Source organism: Burkholderia sp. HI2761, from assembly GCF_002223355.1.
Taxonomy (GTDB): domain Bacteria; phylum Pseudomonadota; class Gammaproteobacteria; order Burkholderiales; family Burkholderiaceae; genus Burkholderia.
The window spans coordinates 1,515,042-1,530,103 of sequence record NZ_NKFN01000007.1 but is presented as its reverse complement, the minus strand read 5'-3'; the positions used below and the strand labels follow the sequence as shown (position 1 = coordinate 1,530,103).

At 66.6% G+C, this 15,062-nt stretch carries 14 protein-coding genes; 4 read left to right on the top strand and 10 right to left on the bottom strand.

Features of this window, described 5'->3' with window-relative positions; genetic code table 11:
* Nucleotides 1–4 precede the first annotated feature (4 nt).
* From CFB46_RS24540 to CFB46_RS24520, 5 genes are read right to left on the bottom strand one after another with little or no spacing between them, the layout of a single operon-like run.
* Nucleotides 5–370 carry a response regulator gene (locus tag CFB46_RS24540; protein WP_006486240.1) on the bottom strand — a complete coding sequence of 122 codons (366 nt, stop codon included), beginning with the start codon at nt 368–370 and terminating at the stop codon, nt 5–7.
* A gap of 36 nt (nt 371–406) precedes the next feature.
* A complete protein-coding gene (locus CFB46_RS24535; RefSeq protein ID WP_089501571.1) occupies nt 407–1,366 on the bottom strand; it encodes a chemotaxis protein CheX in 960 nt (319 codons plus the stop codon).
* A 22-nt stretch (nt 1,367–1,388) separates the two neighbouring features.
* A complete protein-coding gene (locus CFB46_RS24530; RefSeq protein ID WP_089501570.1) occupies nt 1,389–1,970 on the bottom strand; it encodes a hypothetical protein in 582 nt (193 codons plus the stop codon).
* A complete protein-coding gene (locus tag CFB46_RS24525; protein ID WP_089502331.1) occupies nt 1,967–2,686 on the bottom strand; it encodes a methyl-accepting chemotaxis protein in 720 nt (239 codons plus the stop codon). The genes CFB46_RS24530 and CFB46_RS24525 overlap by 4 nt, the downstream gene beginning before the upstream one ends.
* 31 nt (nt 2,687–2,717) lie before the next feature.
* Entirely contained in the window at nt 2,718–5,105 is a 2,388-nt protein-coding gene (locus CFB46_RS24520) for an MCP four helix bundle domain-containing protein (RefSeq protein WP_089501569.1), read from the bottom strand.
* Nucleotides 5,106–5,162: 57 nt separating this feature from the next.
* Here CFB46_RS24520 and CFB46_RS24515 point away from each other — a divergent pair, with 57 nt between their 5' ends.
* Nucleotides 5,163–5,390 carry a hypothetical protein gene (locus tag CFB46_RS24515; protein ID WP_089501568.1) on the top strand — a complete coding sequence of 76 codons (228 nt, stop codon included), beginning with the start codon at nt 5,163–5,165 and terminating at the stop codon, nt 5,388–5,390.
* A 117-nt stretch (nt 5,391–5,507) separates the two neighbouring features.
* Here CFB46_RS24515 and CFB46_RS24510 read toward each other — a convergent pair whose 3' ends face one another.
* Nucleotides 5,508–5,915, bottom strand: coding sequence for a type II toxin-antitoxin system VapC family toxin (locus tag CFB46_RS24510; RefSeq protein ID WP_089501567.1), 408 nt, complete (start codon nt 5,913–5,915; stop codon nt 5,508–5,510).
* Entirely contained in the window at nt 5,912–6,154 is a 243-nt protein-coding gene (locus tag CFB46_RS24505) for an antitoxin (protein ID WP_027782744.1), read from the bottom strand. The genes CFB46_RS24510 and CFB46_RS24505 overlap by 4 nt, the downstream gene beginning before the upstream one ends.
* 258 nt (nt 6,155–6,412) lie before the next feature.
* Here CFB46_RS24505 and CFB46_RS24500 point away from each other — a divergent pair, with 258 nt between their 5' ends.
* Nucleotides 6,413–7,096 carry an alpha/beta hydrolase gene (locus CFB46_RS24500; protein ID WP_089501566.1) on the top strand — a complete coding sequence of 228 codons (684 nt, stop codon included), beginning with the start codon at nt 6,413–6,415 and terminating at the stop codon, nt 7,094–7,096.
* A 63-nt stretch (nt 7,097–7,159) separates the two neighbouring features.
* Here the strand turns inward: CFB46_RS24500 and CFB46_RS24495 are convergent, their stop codons facing one another.
* Together CFB46_RS24495 and aspA are read right to left on the bottom strand one after the other, a co-directional pair.
* Nucleotides 7,160–8,665, bottom strand: coding sequence for an amino acid permease (locus CFB46_RS24495; RefSeq protein ID WP_089501565.1), 1,506 nt, complete (start codon nt 8,663–8,665; stop codon nt 7,160–7,162).
* A gap of 115 nt (nt 8,666–8,780) precedes the next feature.
* Nucleotides 8,781–10,187, bottom strand: a complete 1,407-nt coding sequence (aspA, locus tag CFB46_RS24490) for an aspartate ammonia-lyase (protein ID WP_089501564.1) — start codon at nt 10,185–10,187, stop codon at nt 8,781–8,783.
* A 141-nt stretch (nt 10,188–10,328) separates the two neighbouring features.
* On the opposite strand from aspA, the gene CFB46_RS24485 reads away from it, so the two are divergent.
* Nucleotides 10,329–11,303: a LysR family transcriptional regulator gene (locus tag CFB46_RS24485; protein WP_027782740.1), complete on the top strand. Its 975-nt coding sequence runs from the start codon at nt 10,329–10,331 to the stop codon at nt 11,301–11,303.
* A 57-nt stretch (nt 11,304–11,360) separates the two neighbouring features.
* Here CFB46_RS24485 and CFB46_RS24480 read toward each other — a convergent pair whose 3' ends face one another.
* Entirely contained in the window at nt 11,361–12,422 is a 1,062-nt protein-coding gene (locus CFB46_RS24480) for an asparaginase (RefSeq protein ID WP_089501563.1), read from the bottom strand.
* A 322-nt stretch (nt 12,423–12,744) separates the two neighbouring features.
* On the opposite strand from CFB46_RS24480, the gene CFB46_RS24475 reads away from it, so the two are divergent.
* Nucleotides 12,745–14,964, top strand: coding sequence for a TonB-dependent receptor (locus CFB46_RS24475; protein ID WP_089501562.1), 2,220 nt, complete (start codon nt 12,745–12,747; stop codon nt 14,962–14,964).
* Nucleotides 14,965–15,062 lie beyond the last annotated feature (98 nt).

Here is a 15,062-nt window from a genome sequence, read left to right as displayed (position 1 = left end):
CGCGTCACCCCGCCAGCTTCTTCAGCGCATCAAGCACCGCATCGCCCTTGAACGGCTTCACGATCCAGCCCTTCACGCCGGCGGCCTTGCCGCGCTCCTTCATCGCCGGGCTGCTTTCGGTCGTCAGCATCACGACGTTGACCGCCGTGTTCGCCAGCTCGCCGCGAATCTTCTCGACCATCGTCAGGCCGTCCATGTTCGGCATGTTCACGTCGCTGATCACGAGGCGCACGCCGGGTGTCGCCTTGAGCTTCGCGAGCCCGTCCTTGCCGTCGACGGCCGTCGCGACGTCGAGCCCGTGATTGCGCAGAAAGCCGGCCACTTCGTCGCGCACCGTGCCCGAATCGTCGACCACCAGAATCTTTGCCATGTCGTATTCCCCTTTCTTCGTTGCTGACTTCAACATTCAAAACAGTTCGAGTTCGCCCGATTCGACCATCGGCCCGACGTCCTGCACCGATTCGCGGAAGTCCTCCGGCGACCAGCTCAGGCTGAACACGAAACGCTGATCGAGACAGACCGAGCGTCCCGATGCCGGATCGGTCATCCGGTACTTGAAACAGAGCTGCGGGCAATCGCCGCCGAACGAGATGAACTTCTGCTTGTGATTGACGACGAGCGGCACCTGCACCGGATGGCGCGCCAGCGCCTCGGCGTCGCCGAGATAGCGGTTCTTGAACGCGCCCCACACGAGATTGGTCAGCTCGCCGAGCACGCTGTTCACGTCGCGGAAATCCGGCGCGCGGCCGTCGTCGCGCGTGCGGCCGAGCATGTCGAGCAGCGGCTGCTCGCTCGTCTGCAAGAGCATGTAGCCGCGGCACCACGCGCTTTCGAGCGCGATCAGGCTGAACACCTCGCCGAAGATGATCTGGTCGCGGACGATGCACGGCGTGTCGTGCTCGATCGCCATGCCCGGGAACAGGCTGTCGATGCGCGCCTCGGTGATCTCCGAGATGCCGCGCACGAACGCGTTCGGGTAGTCGCGGCCGAACAGGTATTCGTCGATCGCGCGCTCGAGCGGCGTCATGTCGTCGGCGACGTAGGCCGCGCACGCGACACGGGCGAGCGCATGGGGCAGCCCCTCGCGCGACGCGAGCGACTCGCGGCGCAGGATGATCGGCAGCTCGGGCCGCAGCGCGTCGATCTGCGTCGCGATGATCTCGCTCTCGGCCGGCGAACCGCCGTAATCCTCGGCCAGCAGGATCGCGCCGAGATCGATGTTCGAGCGCAGCACCTTCAGCAGCCGGCTGCGTCGCACGGTCAGGCCGACCAGGTTGTGCTCGTCGCAGAAACGCTTGATCGCGTCGGCATGCACGCGGCTGTCGTCGAGCACGAGCACCTTGCTGACGGGTTGGTCTTCGGTCATCTGATGGATTCCTGATGGTCGGTCAGAACAGTTCGAGCTCGCCGCCGGTTTCCGCCGTGGCCCCTTCCGGCACATGGAAATCGACCGGCGCGTTCGCGCACACGCACAGCGTCGCGCCGACCCGCACGTCGCCGTCGAGCGTCAGGTCGTACGCGGCCACGTAATCAGGCGCGAGCACGCGCATGTAGTCGATGCTCGCGCCGCTCAGCAGATAAGGCGTCGACATCCCGAGATCGGGAAACGGCACGGTCAGTGCCTGGTTGATCGCGCCGCAACACAAGTTCGCGACTTCCATGAACGCCTCGGTCAGCGGCCGCTGGCTGCTCGTGGCCGCCGTCGTGCCTGCGAAATGGCGACGTGTCGCGTCGTCGTCGCTGAAGCGCAGCGCGAGCAGCAGACGAAAATGCAGCGCCGAAATCGTCAGCACAACGACATGCTCGGGTACTGTCGGTTTCGATCGCGACTTCGTATGCGCGCGATCGGGCGCGTCGTGTTCGTGTTCGGCGGCCGGCCGGATGTCGCACGCGCCGCCGGCTGCGAGCCGCGTGCGCGCGGCATCGAAAAAGATCCGCTCGAAACCGGCCCTCGCCTGCGCGCTGATCACGCGGCCTCTCCTTCGATTCGCGCGTGCAGTTGCCCGGCCAGCGTCTCGACGGTCGCGAGCGCGGCCGTGATCATCTTGCCGCCGGCCTGGATGTCCTGGAACGTCGCGGCCGTCACGAGATCGTTGCGGTTCAGGCTGTCGCGATAGCTGTTCGACAATTGCTGCGAGCGCGCGGCCAGCCCGCGCACCTCGCTCGCGACGATCGAGAAGCCGCGCCCGGCCGTGCCCGCGCGCGCGGCCTCGATCGACGCGTTCAGCGACACGATCGACACGTGCGCGACGATCGCCGACAGCTCCTGGTTCTTCGAGCGCATGTCCTGGTTCTGCGTGGTCAGCGAGATCATCTGCTCGTGCCAGCGCTCGAACGTGCCGGCGAGCCCACGCAGGCGCGCGGCTTCGTCGGCGATCTTCATCGCGTGCTGTGCGAGCGCCGCGCGGTCGGCCGACAGCGTCTGCAACGCGTCGCGCTGCGCGCCGTTCGCGGATGCCTCGCGCGTCAGCGCCTCCTCGAGCTGCGCCTCGCGTTGCGCCCATGCGTCGGCCGCTTCCGCATGCGCCGACGCCGTTTCCTCGGCGCGTGCGCGGGCGGCGTCGAGCGCATCGCGCAACGCGTCGGCCTCGCGCGCCAGCGCCGCGACGAGCCGCCTGCGCGTCACGCGCAACACGACCGCGGCCGCCACCGCGACGACCGCGCCGCCCGCCAGCGCGGCGGCCATCTGAATCACCCACGCCTGCACGATCACGCCGTCACTCCGCTGCGCCGATATCCGCGCTGCGCGCCCGCTGCGCGTGCCCGGCGCCATGCGCGGCACCGTCCGCCGCGAAGCGCGCCGGCAGCGACACGATCGTCTCGAACGCGCGATACGGCGCGCCGACGCGATCGTCGGTGAAGCGCAGCGCGATATCGCCGCCGTCGCGCTTCAGGAAATTGCGCACCGCGTCCATGCCGACGCCGCGCCCGGATACCTCGGTCACCGCCTGCGCGGTCGAGAAGCCCGGCCGGAAGATCAGCTCCGCGACATCCTCGTCGGACAGCGCCGCTTCGTTGTCGACATCGATCCAGCCGCGCTCGCGCGCGATGCCGCGAATCCGGTCGAGCGCGAGGCCGCGGCCGTCGTCGCCGAGCACGAACCACAGCTCGCCGCCGCCCACGCCGACCGCGATGTCGATCGTGCCGGACGCCGGTTTTCCGGCTGCCCGCCGCGCGTCGGACGATTCGATCCCGTGGTCGATCGAATTGCGCAGCAGGTGCATGAATACGTTCTTCAGCGTCGCGACGATCTCGGTGCGCACACGCTGGCCGTGGCTGTCGATATGCACGACGGGCGCCGGCTTGCCGAGCTCGGCCGCGAGCGACGGCAGCGACTCGATCACGCCGCCGAGCGCCTCGCCGATGCCCTGGGTGCCGAGCTGGCTCAGCATGCGCCGCACCGCATCGCGCGCCGCGTGCCAGTCGGGCGCATTCGCCGGATCGGCGCCGTCGAGCACGCGCAAGCTCTCGCTGATGTGCGCGCGCTCGACCATCAGGAAATCGGCGCCATTTTGCGCCGGCTCGCTGCCGCGGCCGAGCGTGACCGCGTTGATCGTCGCGTAGTGGTCGACGGCTTCGCGCACGCGCGCCAGATCGTCCATCAGCGCGTCGCGGTTCCATTCGGGGCCGCTGTCCGCGCGCCGCAGCGATTCGTACGCCTGCTCCGCTTCGTGGACGATGTTCGTCAGGTGCTGGAGGCTGTAGGTGCGCGCATTGCCCTTGATCGTGTGCATGTTGCGGAACAGCGCCGCGACGATCGAGTGATCGACGCGCTCGTGCTGGCGGATCATCCGCTCGTTCTCGCTGAGGAAGCCCTTCGCGCTGTGCACGAAGTCGTGGAACTTGTCCTGGCTGATCGACAGGATCTCGCCGATCATCTCGAGGCGCCGCTGCTGCTCGCCGGCCTGCGCGGTCAGCTCGCGGATCTCGGTCACGTCGCGCACGCACAGCATCAGGCGCACCACCGTGTCGGTCTCGTCGGTGATCGCCGACCAGCTCAGGTCGAGCCATTTCTCGCGGCCGTCCGGCATCCGCTTCGCGACTTCGTTGACGAGCAGGTGCTCGTTGAACGCGAAGTTCATGCTGTCTTCGCCCAGGCAAGCGTGCACGGCCGCATCGACCTGCGAACGCGCGTCGGCGCCGATCGCCGAATCGTCGAAGACGAGGGCCATCAGCTCGCGGCCGGCGATGTCGTTCGTCTCGAAGATGGTTTCGAGGTACGCCGAATACTCCGCATGCACGACGCCGCCTTCGACGACGGTCAGGATGCCCTGCTGCATGTTCTGCAGCATCGCCTGGATGTCGGCCGTCTTCTGCTTCAGTTGCGCGGCGTTCTCCTGGATCTTCTCGATCATCCCGTTGAACGCGACGATCGAATGGCCGATCTCGTCCATCCGGCCCACCGGCACGCGGCGCGTGAAATCCTGGCTCGTCGCGATCTCGCTCATCGCCGTCTGCATCCCGATCAGCGGACGCGTGATCTGGCGATACAGCACGAAGCCGAGCGCGGTCAGCAGCACGATCACCGTGCCGGCGACGGCCGCGATCGCGGTCGCCGTGGTCGCGAGCATCCCGTTCAACGCACCGATCGCGTCGTCCTTCTGACGGTTCTTTTCGACGCGCAGCGTGTCGACGATGCTTTCGAGTTCGTCGCGATACTGCGCGACGTTCGCGAACAGGTAGGCCTGCGCCATCTCGGCCTTGCCGTCCGCCTTCATCTTCACGGTGTCGTCGATCGCCGCGAAGTAATTGGCGGCGCTGTCCTTCGCCTGCGTGACGAGCCCTTCCTGCGCGCGGCCGACCGCCGATTTCGCCTGCGCGTCGAGTGCGGCGCGCAATGCGGCCTGCTTCGCCTTCAACTCGTCGCGCGCCTGCGCGGCGGTGTTCGCGTCGGGCGCGTAGACGAGCGTCATCGTCGCGATCTGGATGTTCTTCACGTCGGCGACGAGATCCGCCGACGCGAGCGCGCTCGGCACGATTCCCTGGGTGACCTGACGCACCTCGGATGCGCTCTTGCGCGTCTGGTACACGGCATAGATGCCGATCGCGGACAGCGCGAAGAACGTGAGGACGACTAGCAGCGTAATGCGATGACGGATGGTCATGAGTACAGCTCCCCGCAGCGATCCGGCTTCGATCGCCCTTTGGTCTAATGAAAGAATATGAGCGGCGAATTATCGGGGATGGTGTATGACTGTCCGATGACCGAAAATCAATCGTTCATTGAGGAAATTGAAATGAATAATTGCGAGGGGAAAAACCTAAAGTTTTTCGCGGACTTGCCGTTAACTTTGGGCCGCCATACCCGGCATGGCCGCAGCGCTCGACGCATTGCCGGAATAGCGGATATTCATCGTTTTATTCGTGCTCCGCAAAATCCGTTTTATTGAATGCAGGTAAAACGTTTGCGCATTATCGGCGCGCCGGTTCGTTTTGGTATTTTTTTAATAGTCGATGCGGCGTTCGCCCGGCAGGTTCGTGGATGTCGCCGCTGCATGATCCGCCGTTCAGCCTTCGCTCGGTTCGGCGAGCCAGTCTTCGAATTGCAGCCGCGGAACACGCGCGAATTCGCGGGCGTTGTGCGTGACGAGCACCAGGTGCCGGGCGCGTGCCTGCCCCGCGATCAACGCGTCGTAAGGGTCGATCGGTGTGCCGGCCGCGATCAGATGCGCACGAATTTCGCCCGCATGCTGCGCATCCTCGGTGTCGAACGGCACGACCTCGAATTGAAGCGCGTCGACACGCGCAACGTTCGCTGCCGCTCGCTGGCTCTTGTACGCGCCGTAATAAAGCTCATGCGCGACGATCGCCGGGATCCCGAAATCGGCCGGCTGCCAGGCATGCAGACGGGCCAGCATTGCCGGCTCGCCCTTGAGCATGGCGATCACCGCGTTGGTGTCCAGCAGGAACTTCATTCGAACACATCCAGGCCCGAGCGCTCCTGAGCGGACGGCTGCGTGGTCGCGGCAGCCTCGAAGTCGGCATCGACCGGGCCGATCAGCGGCGTCAGCCATGCCCAGTCCTGCGGCACCGGTTCCAGAATGACGGACGCCCCATGGCGGCGAATGCGCACCTCGGCCGTATCGAAGCGGAAATCCTTCGGCAGCCGGACCGCCTGCGAGCCGCCATGCTTGAAGATCTTTGCCGTATCCATCGTCGCGCCCTTACGTATCTACAAAACGTATCTATTTTATCAACTGCACGCGAGAATGACGAGTCGTCCGATCGGCCTGCTGTCGAGGAATTGTCGGGGTGTCGGCCCATACCTGGCCGCGTGATGTCGCGATCCGTTCCCGCAACGAACCGCAGCCCCGATTCGTTCCCGCAAGGAAATAATCAATCCCTTCGCGGCGATTCCCCTCCCGATCCGCCCGCTCTAGACTGTCGCATCGTTCCCTTTCTGACCCACGCAATGACCGACGCCCAGCCGCTGACCACCGATCCCGATTCCGGCCTTCGATATCTGCTGCGTCCGGCCACCGGCCGCCCGGCCGGCCGCCTGTTGCTGCTGCACGGCGTCGGCGGCAACGAAACCAACCTGCTGAACGTGACCGACGCCATCGATCCGCGCATCGAAATCGCGTTCCTGCGCGGCCCGCTCACGTTCGGGCCCAATCAGCATGCATGGTTTCCGGTGCGTTTCGGCCCGAACGGCCCTGAAATCGATGCGGCGCGTGCCGATGAGAGCCGCGTGCAACTGATCACGCTGCTGCACGCACTCCGCGCCCGCGATGGCGCAGCCCCCGCGTTGGCGACCGTGGTCGCCGGCTTCAGCCAGGGCGGCATCATGAGCGCGAGCGTCGGCCTCACGTCGCCGGGCGACGTGAGCGCGTTCGCCGTGCTGTGCGGCCGCATCCTGCCGGAAATCGATCCGCTGATCGCGCCGCGCGATGCGCTACGGCCGCTTCACGCGCTGATCGTGCATGGTCGCTTCGACGACAAGCTGCCCGTCGCGTGGGCGGACAAGGCCGATGCGAAACTCGCTGCGCTCGGCGTCGCGCACGACACGCGGCGGTATGCGGCCGGACACGAGCTCACCGCGGAGATGGCCGGCGATTTCGGCCGATGGGTCGGCGAGCGCGCCGGCTTGAACTGAAATTGAACCGAACGCACCGCAGGCGCCGGCCCGCAAACTGACCAGCGCCCCGGGTGCATGGCATCACGCGTTCCGCGCAGGCTCGGCAACGGCACGCGCGGATGCGGACATCGCCGCCGCCTGCTCGCGCACGGCCCCGCGCTTCGCCAGCTTCCAGCCGATCACCAGCGCGAGCACGACAACCGGAATCATCGAGACGGTCCACGTGCCGCCCGGATAATCGAACGCCATCAGCACCAGCACAGTGACCAGAAACCCGAGCGTGAGCCACGACGTGAAAGGCGCGCCGGGCATCCGGAACGACACCGGGCTCAGTTCGCCGCGATTGACCGCGCGGCGGAACAGGATCTGGCACATCACGATGAAGCCCCAGGTCGTGATGATCCCGAGCGACGCCATGTTCAGCACGATCTCGAACGCCTGCGCCGGCACGATGTAGTTCAGCGGCACGCCGATCGCATTGACCGCGACCGTGACGAGGATTCCGCCGTAAGGCACGCCGCGCGCGTTCATCCGCGACACGAAGCGCGGCGCCGAGCCGCCCATCGCGAGTGAGCGCAGCACGCGCCCGGTCGAATAGAGGCCGGAATTCAGGCTCGACAGCGCGGCGGTCAGCACCACGACGTTCATCACCGTGCCGACGTACGGCACACCGAGCTTGCTGAAGAACGTCACGAACGGGCTTTCGTGCGCGCTGTACGCGGTCCACGGCAGCAGCATCGTCAGCAGCACGACCGAGCCGACGTAGAACAGCGCGATACGCCACATCACGCTGTTGATCGCCTTCGGCAACACCTTGCGCGCATCGGCGGTCTCGCCCGCGGCGACGCCGACGAGCTCGATGCTCGCGTAGGCGAACACGACGCCCTGCACGATCAGCACGGCCGGCAGGACCCCGTGCGGGAAGATCCCGCCGTGATCCGCGACGAGATGCAGCCCCGGCATCTGGCCGGCGACCGGGTGCCCGCTCGCGAGAAAGACGGCGCCGACCGCGAGGAACAGCGCGAGCGTCCCCACCTTGACGATCGAGAACCAGAACTCCATCTCGCCGAACACCTTCACGCCGATCATGTTCATTACCGACACGATCCCCAGCGCGCCGAGCGCGAACACCCATTGCGGCACGTCGGTGAACACGGCCCAGTACTTCATGTAGATCGCGACCGCGGTGATGTCGACGATACCGGTCGTCGCCCAGTTCAGGTAGTACATCCACCCGGCGACGAACGACGCGCGTTCGCCCATGAACTCCCGTGCGTACGACACGAAGCTGCCGCTGGTCGGCCGGTGCATCACGAGTTCGCCGAGCGCGCGCATGATCAGGAACGCGAACACGCCGCACACGAGATACACGAGCGCCAGCGCGGGCCCCGCACTCTGCAGGCGGCCGCCCGCGCCGAGGAACAGGCCGGTGCCGATCGCGCCGCCCATCGCGATCATCTGCACGTGGCGCGGCTTCAACTTCTGCTCATAGCCGGCCTCGTGCGACGCGAACATCGCATCGCGGTCGGCATGACGGGGATCCGCGCCGCCGGCCGTCTCGGCCGGGCGCTCGCTGGCGTGCTTCATGGTGTGTCTCCGTTTCTTGATGTATCGCGCCCGTCGACGAGCGCTGCGGGGAACCTGCGGGGAGCGGCCCGCGCGCGGGCCGCCGGCGGCATGGGCCGGCGCCGCGCGGCCGGAATCAGTACGCGCGCGGCCGGATCAGCGCTTCGGGGTGCAGCGCCTCGTCCAGTTGCGCGTCGGTCATCAACTGGTGATCCAGCACGACTTCGCGGATCGACTTGCCGCTCTCGTGCGCTTCGGCGGCCACGGCGGTCGCGCGCTTGTAGCCGATGTACGGATTCAGCGCGGTGGCGAGCGCGACCGAGCGCTCCATCGTCTCGCGCAGCCGCTCCGGATTCGCGGTGATGCCGCTCACGCATCGCTGCGCGAGCGTCGTGCAGGCGGCCGTCAGGTGGCTGAAGCTGCGGAACAGCGCGCTCGCGATCACCGGTTCGAACGCGTTGAGCTGAAGCTGGCCGGCCTCGGCCGCGAAGGTGATGGTCAGGTCGTTGCCGAACACCTCGAACGCGACCTGGTTGACGACTTCCGGGATCACCGGATTCACCTTGCCCGGCATGATCGACGAGCCGGCCTGCACCGGCGGCAGGTTGATCTCGCCGAAGCCCGCGCGCGGGCCGCTCGACAGCAGCCGCAGGTCGTTGCAGATCTTCGACAGCTTGACGGCGATCCGCTTGAGCACGCCCGACACCTGGACGAATGCGCCGCAATCCTGCGTCGCCTCGATCAGGTTCGGCGCGGTGCTCAGGTCGAGCCCGGTGATACGGCGCAGCGCGGCCAGCGCCTTCTCCGCGTACTGCGGATGTGCGGTGATGCCCGTGCCGATCGCGGTCGCGCCGAGGTTGATCTCGCGAATCAGCCAGCCGGCCTCCTGCAGCCGCGCGATGTCTTCCGTCAGCATGACCGCGTAGGTCGAGAATTCCTGGCCGAGCGTCATCGGCACCGCGTCCTGCAATTGCGTGCGGCCGAGCTTCAGCAAGCCGGCGAACGCGTCGGCCCGCTCCGCGAATGCATCGCGCAGCCGCGCCATCGCTTCGAGCAGATGTTCGACCGCGAAGCACGTCGCGATCCGGATCGCGGTCGGATAGACGTCGTTGGTGCTCTGCGCGAGATTGACGTGCTCGTTCGGGTGCAGGTATTCGTACTGTCCGCGCGCGTGCCCCATGATTTCAAGCGCGCGGTTGCAGATCACTTCGTTCGCGTTCATGTTGGTCGACGTACCGGCGCCGCCCTGGATGACGTCGACGACGAACTGGTCGTGCAGCCGCCCTTCGCGGATCTCGACGCATGCGGCGGTGATCGCATCGCGGTACGGCCGCGGCAGCAGCCCGAGTTCGCAATTGGCGTCGGCCGCCGCTTCCTTCACGGATGCGAGCGCCATCACGAGGTACGGCAGCGACGCAATGGTGCGGCCGGAAATGTCGAAATTCTCTTTCGCGCGCAGCGTGTGGACGCCGTAATAGGCGGCATCCGGAATACTTCGTTTGCCTAAAAGATCCGCTTCGACGCGGAAGCCGTTTTCGGTCATCGTGCCCTCCTGGGTGTCTCGTGCCGCTCGTCGTTCGCCGCTTGCCGACGCGACGGGTTCGCATTCTATGCCTTTGCAAAAACAAGCTCCCTTCTGTATTATCGAAAGCGGTTTTGCGTGGGACGCAACAGCGAGAATCGAATGAAAAAAGGCGCGAGAGAAACCGGCATCGATCATCTGGGCGCGATGCGCGCGTTCGTGCGCGTGGTCGAAACGGGGAGTTTTTCGGCGGTCGCGAAGGAGATGCATGTGTCGACGTCGACCGTCGCGCGCAAGGTGACGGCGATCGAGGAGGCGCTCGGGGTCGCGCTGCTGCACCGCTCGACGCACAGCGTGACGCTCACCGAAGCCGGTCATATCTATCTGGAGCGCGCGGTCACGCTGATCGCCGATCTCGACGACACGTTGCGTGTCGTCGCCGAGCTGAATGCGCAGCCGAGCGGCCCGCTGAAGCTCACCGCGCCGGTCGCGTTCGGCCGCCGTCATCTCGCGCCGTTGATCGCGCCGTTTCTGGCGCGCTATCCGACGATCCAGCTCGACGTGCGGCTCACCGACAACCACAACGATCTCGTGGCCGGCGGCTTCGACCTCGACATCCACGAAGGCGAGAACTATCTGGACAACCTGGTCGTTCACCGGCTGTCGCGCAACGACAGCATCCTGTGCGCGACGCCCGGCTACCTCGACCGCTGCGGTCGCCCGGCGACGCCGGACGACCTGACGCGCCACAACTGCCTGCGCTACGTGCACCCGGAAGGCGATCCGCGCTGGGCTCTCGTGAACGGCGACACGCAGCACAGCGTGCTGCCGGCAGGCAATCTCGTCACCGACCATTCGGAGCTGCTGCTGGAAGCGACCTGCTCGGGGCTCGGCATCGCGGAATTCGAGATCTGGCTGGTGCGCGACCTGCTCGCGAGCGGCCAGCTCGAAGCCGTGCTGCCGCGCTACCGGCTGCAGAACCGGCTGACCGGCGAATTCATCTACATCGCGTATCTGGCGAACCGGCGCAGCTCGGCGAAGCTGCGCGTGCTGAAGGATTTTCTCGCGGAACACCTCGCGCAGATCGGCGAGCTTTCGGATCGGGAACTGGCGAAGATTCGCGACACTCGCGCATAGCACGCGCCGATGCGAGGCCCGGATCGCGGGCCGGCGGCATCGGCGCGGCGGGCGCGCTCAGGCCGCCTGCAATTCGAACGGGAACGTGGCGTGCCCGAACTCGACGCCCTGCGTGTTGAGCATCGGCGGCCGATGGAAACCGGCCAGTTGCGCGCGCTGCTCGGCCGTGCCGATCCGCAGCCGCTCGAGGATTTCGCTGACGACCATGTAGAGCACGTCGAGATTGCCGTCCTCTATCTTCACCGAGATGCCGAGCGCACCGTCCGCGCCGAGTTGCCGCGTGCGTTCCGACGCGCGCACGCCGATCCCGTAGCAAGCATCCGCGCCGAGCTTGCCGACCACCTGCCCGCCGAACGCGTTCATCAGTACCGTGCAATAGCGCCCGTCGCCCGCGACCAGTTCCGGATAGGCGGTCATCGCGCGGTGAATGCGCGCCAGTGCGCGCACGCGATCGGTGAGCGCGCCGCCAGCTTCCGCCGCGTCCGCGCCGTCGGCCAGCGACGCGTACAGGCGCGCCAGCCGATCCAGCGAGAACGCCGGCGTCGGCAGGTTGCAGCCGTCGATGCCCCATTCGACTTCGTCGTCGCGCAGGCCGCACGCGTCGGCCACCACCTGCTTCACGCGCACCTGCATCGGATGGTCGGGCAGATGGTAATCGGCGATCGCGGCGCCGATCGCCTGCGCGCCCGCCAGCATCCCGACATGCTTGCCCGAACAGTTGCTGCATACGCCGGTCGGCGTGTAGTCGCGCTTGATCCACGACCGGTACACCGCGTCGGACAACGGCGGATGGCCGCCGCAGCGCAAATCCGATTCGTGCGCGGCGACCTTCTCCAGCATCGCGCGCGTGCGTTCGATGTGACGATCCTCGCTGCTGTGCGACGCGCACATCAGCGCGATGTCCGCGTCGTCGAAGCCGAAGCGTTCCGGCGCGCCCGTCTCGATCACCGACAGCGCCTGGGCCGGCTTGGCCGCCGACCGCGCGAGCGTCATCCGGAACGGATCGCCGAACCGGGCCAGCAGCCGGCCGCGTGCGTCGACTACCGCCACATGGGCGACGTGCGTGTTCTCGATCGCATTGCCGCGGTACGTGACGACCGCTGCGCGTGGGGTGTCCATCCTCTTCTGTCTCCTTGCTCCGGGGCCTGATGCCGGGGCCCGTCCAACCGGTACGGCAGTGTAGCGAGTCGTCGCCGCCGCGCGTCGGCCCTGGCATGGAAAGCGGTGTTGCACACGGCGCAAAGCCGGTCGCCCTCACGAAAGCCTGACCGATTCAGTACAAGAACCATTCAATCGTTTACATATTTGATACCAATCCGTAGAATTGCGGACGCAAACGCGAATCATACGCATTTACATTGACGTTTTCCGATGTGCCGGGCGTGCCCCGCCGCCATCGAGAAAACGCACCCGATCACCGAACCTTCCGCTGCTTCCCGATATGCCTGCCCAGTTCAAGACGAGGCCTCGCACCCTCGTATCGGCACTGACCTGCTCCGTTTTCCTGACGCCGCTGCTCGCCTCCGCCGAAACCGCTCCCGCCTCCGTTTCCGCCGCCGACGTACCGGCGCCGCTGCCGACCATCGCCGTGCAGTCGTCCGCGCTGTCGGACATGCAGGTGAAGCGCTCGCCCTCGTACAAGTTCACCGCGCCGCTGCTCGATACGCCGCGCTCGGTCACGGTGATCCCCGAGCAACTGATCAAGGAAAAGAACGTCACGTCGTTCGCGGACGCGCTGCGTTCGGTGCCGGGCATTACCTTCCTCGGCGGCGACGCGGCCGCGAACCCGTCGGCCGACCGTCCGGTGATCCGCGGCTTCGAATCGCGCAACTCGATCTTCGTCGACGGGATGCGCGACTCCGGCTTGCAGAATCGCGAGACGTTCGCGGTCGAGCAGATCAGCGTGATCAAGGGCCCCGATTCGGTCTACGCGGGCCGCGGCTCGGTGGGCGGCAGCATCGACATCGTCACGAAGACGCCGCAGAACGACAACTTCATCAACAGCAGCATCGGCTTCGGCACCGACGGCTACAAGCGTGCGACGGTCGACGCGAACCGCAAGATCAACGACACGACGGCCGTGCGCCTGAACGTGATGGGGCACGACGCGAACCAGGCCGGCCGCAACGACGTGTACAACAAGCGCTGGGGCGTCGCGCCGTCGATCGTGTTCGGGCTGAACACGCCGACCACGGTCACGGTCAGCTATTACCACATGAATTCGTACGACATGCCGGACTTCAGCGTGCCGTTTCGCGCATCGGGCGGCACGCCGGTGCCGACCGATCGCGGGCAGTTCTTCGGGCTGAACACGCGCGACTATCGCTACGGACAGACCGACACCGGCGAAATCCGCGTCGAGCACAAGATCAACGATGCGTGGAAGCTGAGGAACACGACGATGTTCGGCCGCTCGACGCTCGATTATGTCGCGACGAACCCGCAGATCCTCGCGTCGAACCCGGCCATGCTCGGGCTGCAGGCGAAGAGCGGCAAGTACGCGCTCAACGGCTTCTCGAACCAGACGGAAGCGACCGGCAGCGCGAGCCTGTTCGGGATGAAGCACACGATGACGGCCGGCGTCGAGTTCAGCCACGAGCAGGCGCGCTACGAGGGTTATCTCGTGTCGGATTCGGCCGGCAACAACATCCGCTCGAACAGCCCATGCGCGGTGGCCGGCAACTGCACGCCGCTCGCCGGCGGCTGGAACCCGAACAGGCCGTGGACCGGCAGCATCGTGCTGAACGGCGACAAGGGCTTCCCCGGCCCGACGACGAACACGCGCACCGACACCGTGTCCGCGTACCTCTTCGACACGGTGAAGCTGTCCGAGCGCTGGCAGTTCAACACGGGGCTGCGTTTCGACCGCTACGACACGACCGGCAAGCAGGCCGGCGTCGCCGACCTGTCGAACACGTCGAACCTGTTCAGCTACCAGTTCGGTCTCGTGTTCAAGCCGGTGACCAACGTGAGCCTGTACGCGTCGTACGGCACGTCGTCGAACCCGCCGGGCTCGAACGGCGGCCTCGGCGGCGGCACCGACCAGATCACCGCGACCAACCAGGACCTCGCGCCCGAGCGCGCGCGCAACATCGAGATCGGCGCGAAGTGGGACGTGCTGCAGGATCAGCTGTCGCTGACGTCGGCGCTGTTCCAGACCGAAAAAACCAATGCGCGCGTCAGCGACGGCCTCGGCCACACGGTCAACGCGGGCAAGCAACGCGTGCGCGGTGTCGAATTCGGCTTCGCGGGCAACCTGACGCCGAAGTGGCACGTGTTCGGCGGCTACTCGTACCTGAACGCGATCACGACCGACGCGGGGCCCGGCAGCCCGGGCGCATCGGGCCTGCCGATGGTGATGGTGCCAAAGCACAACTTCACGCTGTGGACGAGCTACGACGTGATGCCGAAGCTGACGCTCGGCGCGGGCGCGACGGTGATGAGCCAGACCTATGCGTCGGTGTCGGCGACGACGAAGAAGTGGACGCCCGGCTATGCACGTTTCGATGCGGCCGCGACGTGGCGCGTGAACAAGACGATGGACGTTCAACTGAACGTGCAGAACCTGTTCGACAAGCAGTATTACGCGAGCGCGTACCCGATCTACGCGACGTGGGCGCCGGGCCGTTCGGCGATGGTCACGCTCAACTTCTATCAGTAACGCCGCCGGCGACGGGCGGGCGTGACGCGCTACGCGAAGCGACCCGAGCGGCCCGAGCGGCGCGTATAGCCGCGCGCCGAGGGCCTTGCCGCCGGCGT

What these genes read in the sequence shown, in the direction of transcription:
- CFB46_RS24540 (WP_006486240.1), bottom strand. Translation starts at nt 370, where the DNA reads ATGGCAAAGATTCTGGTGGTCGACGATTCGGGCACGGTGCGCGACGAA.
- CFB46_RS24535 (WP_089501571.1), bottom strand. Translation starts at nt 1,366, where the DNA reads ATGACCGAAGACCAACCCGTCAGCAAGGTGCTCGTGCTCGACGACAGC.
- CFB46_RS24525 (WP_089502331.1), bottom strand. Translation starts at nt 2,686, where the DNA reads ATGGCCGCCGCGCTGGCGGGCGGCGCGGTCGTCGCGGTGGCGGCCGCG.
- CFB46_RS24520 (WP_089501569.1), bottom strand. Translation starts at nt 5,105, where the DNA reads ATGACCATCCGTCATCGCATTACGCTGCTAGTCGTCCTCACGTTCTTC.
- CFB46_RS24515 (WP_089501568.1), top strand. Translation starts at nt 5,163, where the DNA reads ATGAGCGGCGAATTATCGGGGATGGTGTATGACTGTCCGATGACCGAA.
- CFB46_RS24510 (WP_089501567.1), bottom strand. Translation starts at nt 5,915, where the DNA reads ATGAAGTTCCTGCTGGACACCAACGCGGTGATCGCCATGCTCAAGGGC.
- CFB46_RS24505 (WP_027782744.1), bottom strand. Translation starts at nt 6,154, where the DNA reads ATGGATACGGCAAAGATCTTCAAGCATGGCGGCTCGCAGGCGGTCCGG.
- CFB46_RS24500 (WP_089501566.1), top strand. Translation starts at nt 6,413, where the DNA reads ATGACCGACGCCCAGCCGCTGACCACCGATCCCGATTCCGGCCTTCGA.
- CFB46_RS24495 (WP_089501565.1), bottom strand. Translation starts at nt 8,665, where the DNA reads ATGAAGCACGCCAGCGAGCGCCCGGCCGAGACGGCCGGCGGCGCGGAT.
- aspA (WP_089501564.1), bottom strand. Translation starts at nt 10,187, where the DNA reads ATGACCGAAAACGGCTTCCGCGTCGAAGCGGATCTTTTAGGCAAACGA.
- CFB46_RS24485 (WP_027782740.1), top strand. Translation starts at nt 10,329, where the DNA reads ATGAAAAAAGGCGCGAGAGAAACCGGCATCGATCATCTGGGCGCGATG.
- CFB46_RS24480 (WP_089501563.1), bottom strand. Translation starts at nt 12,422, where the DNA reads ATGGACACCCCACGCGCAGCGGTCGTCACGTACCGCGGCAATGCGATC.
- CFB46_RS24475 (WP_089501562.1), top strand. Translation starts at nt 12,745, where the DNA reads ATGCCTGCCCAGTTCAAGACGAGGCCTCGCACCCTCGTATCGGCACTG.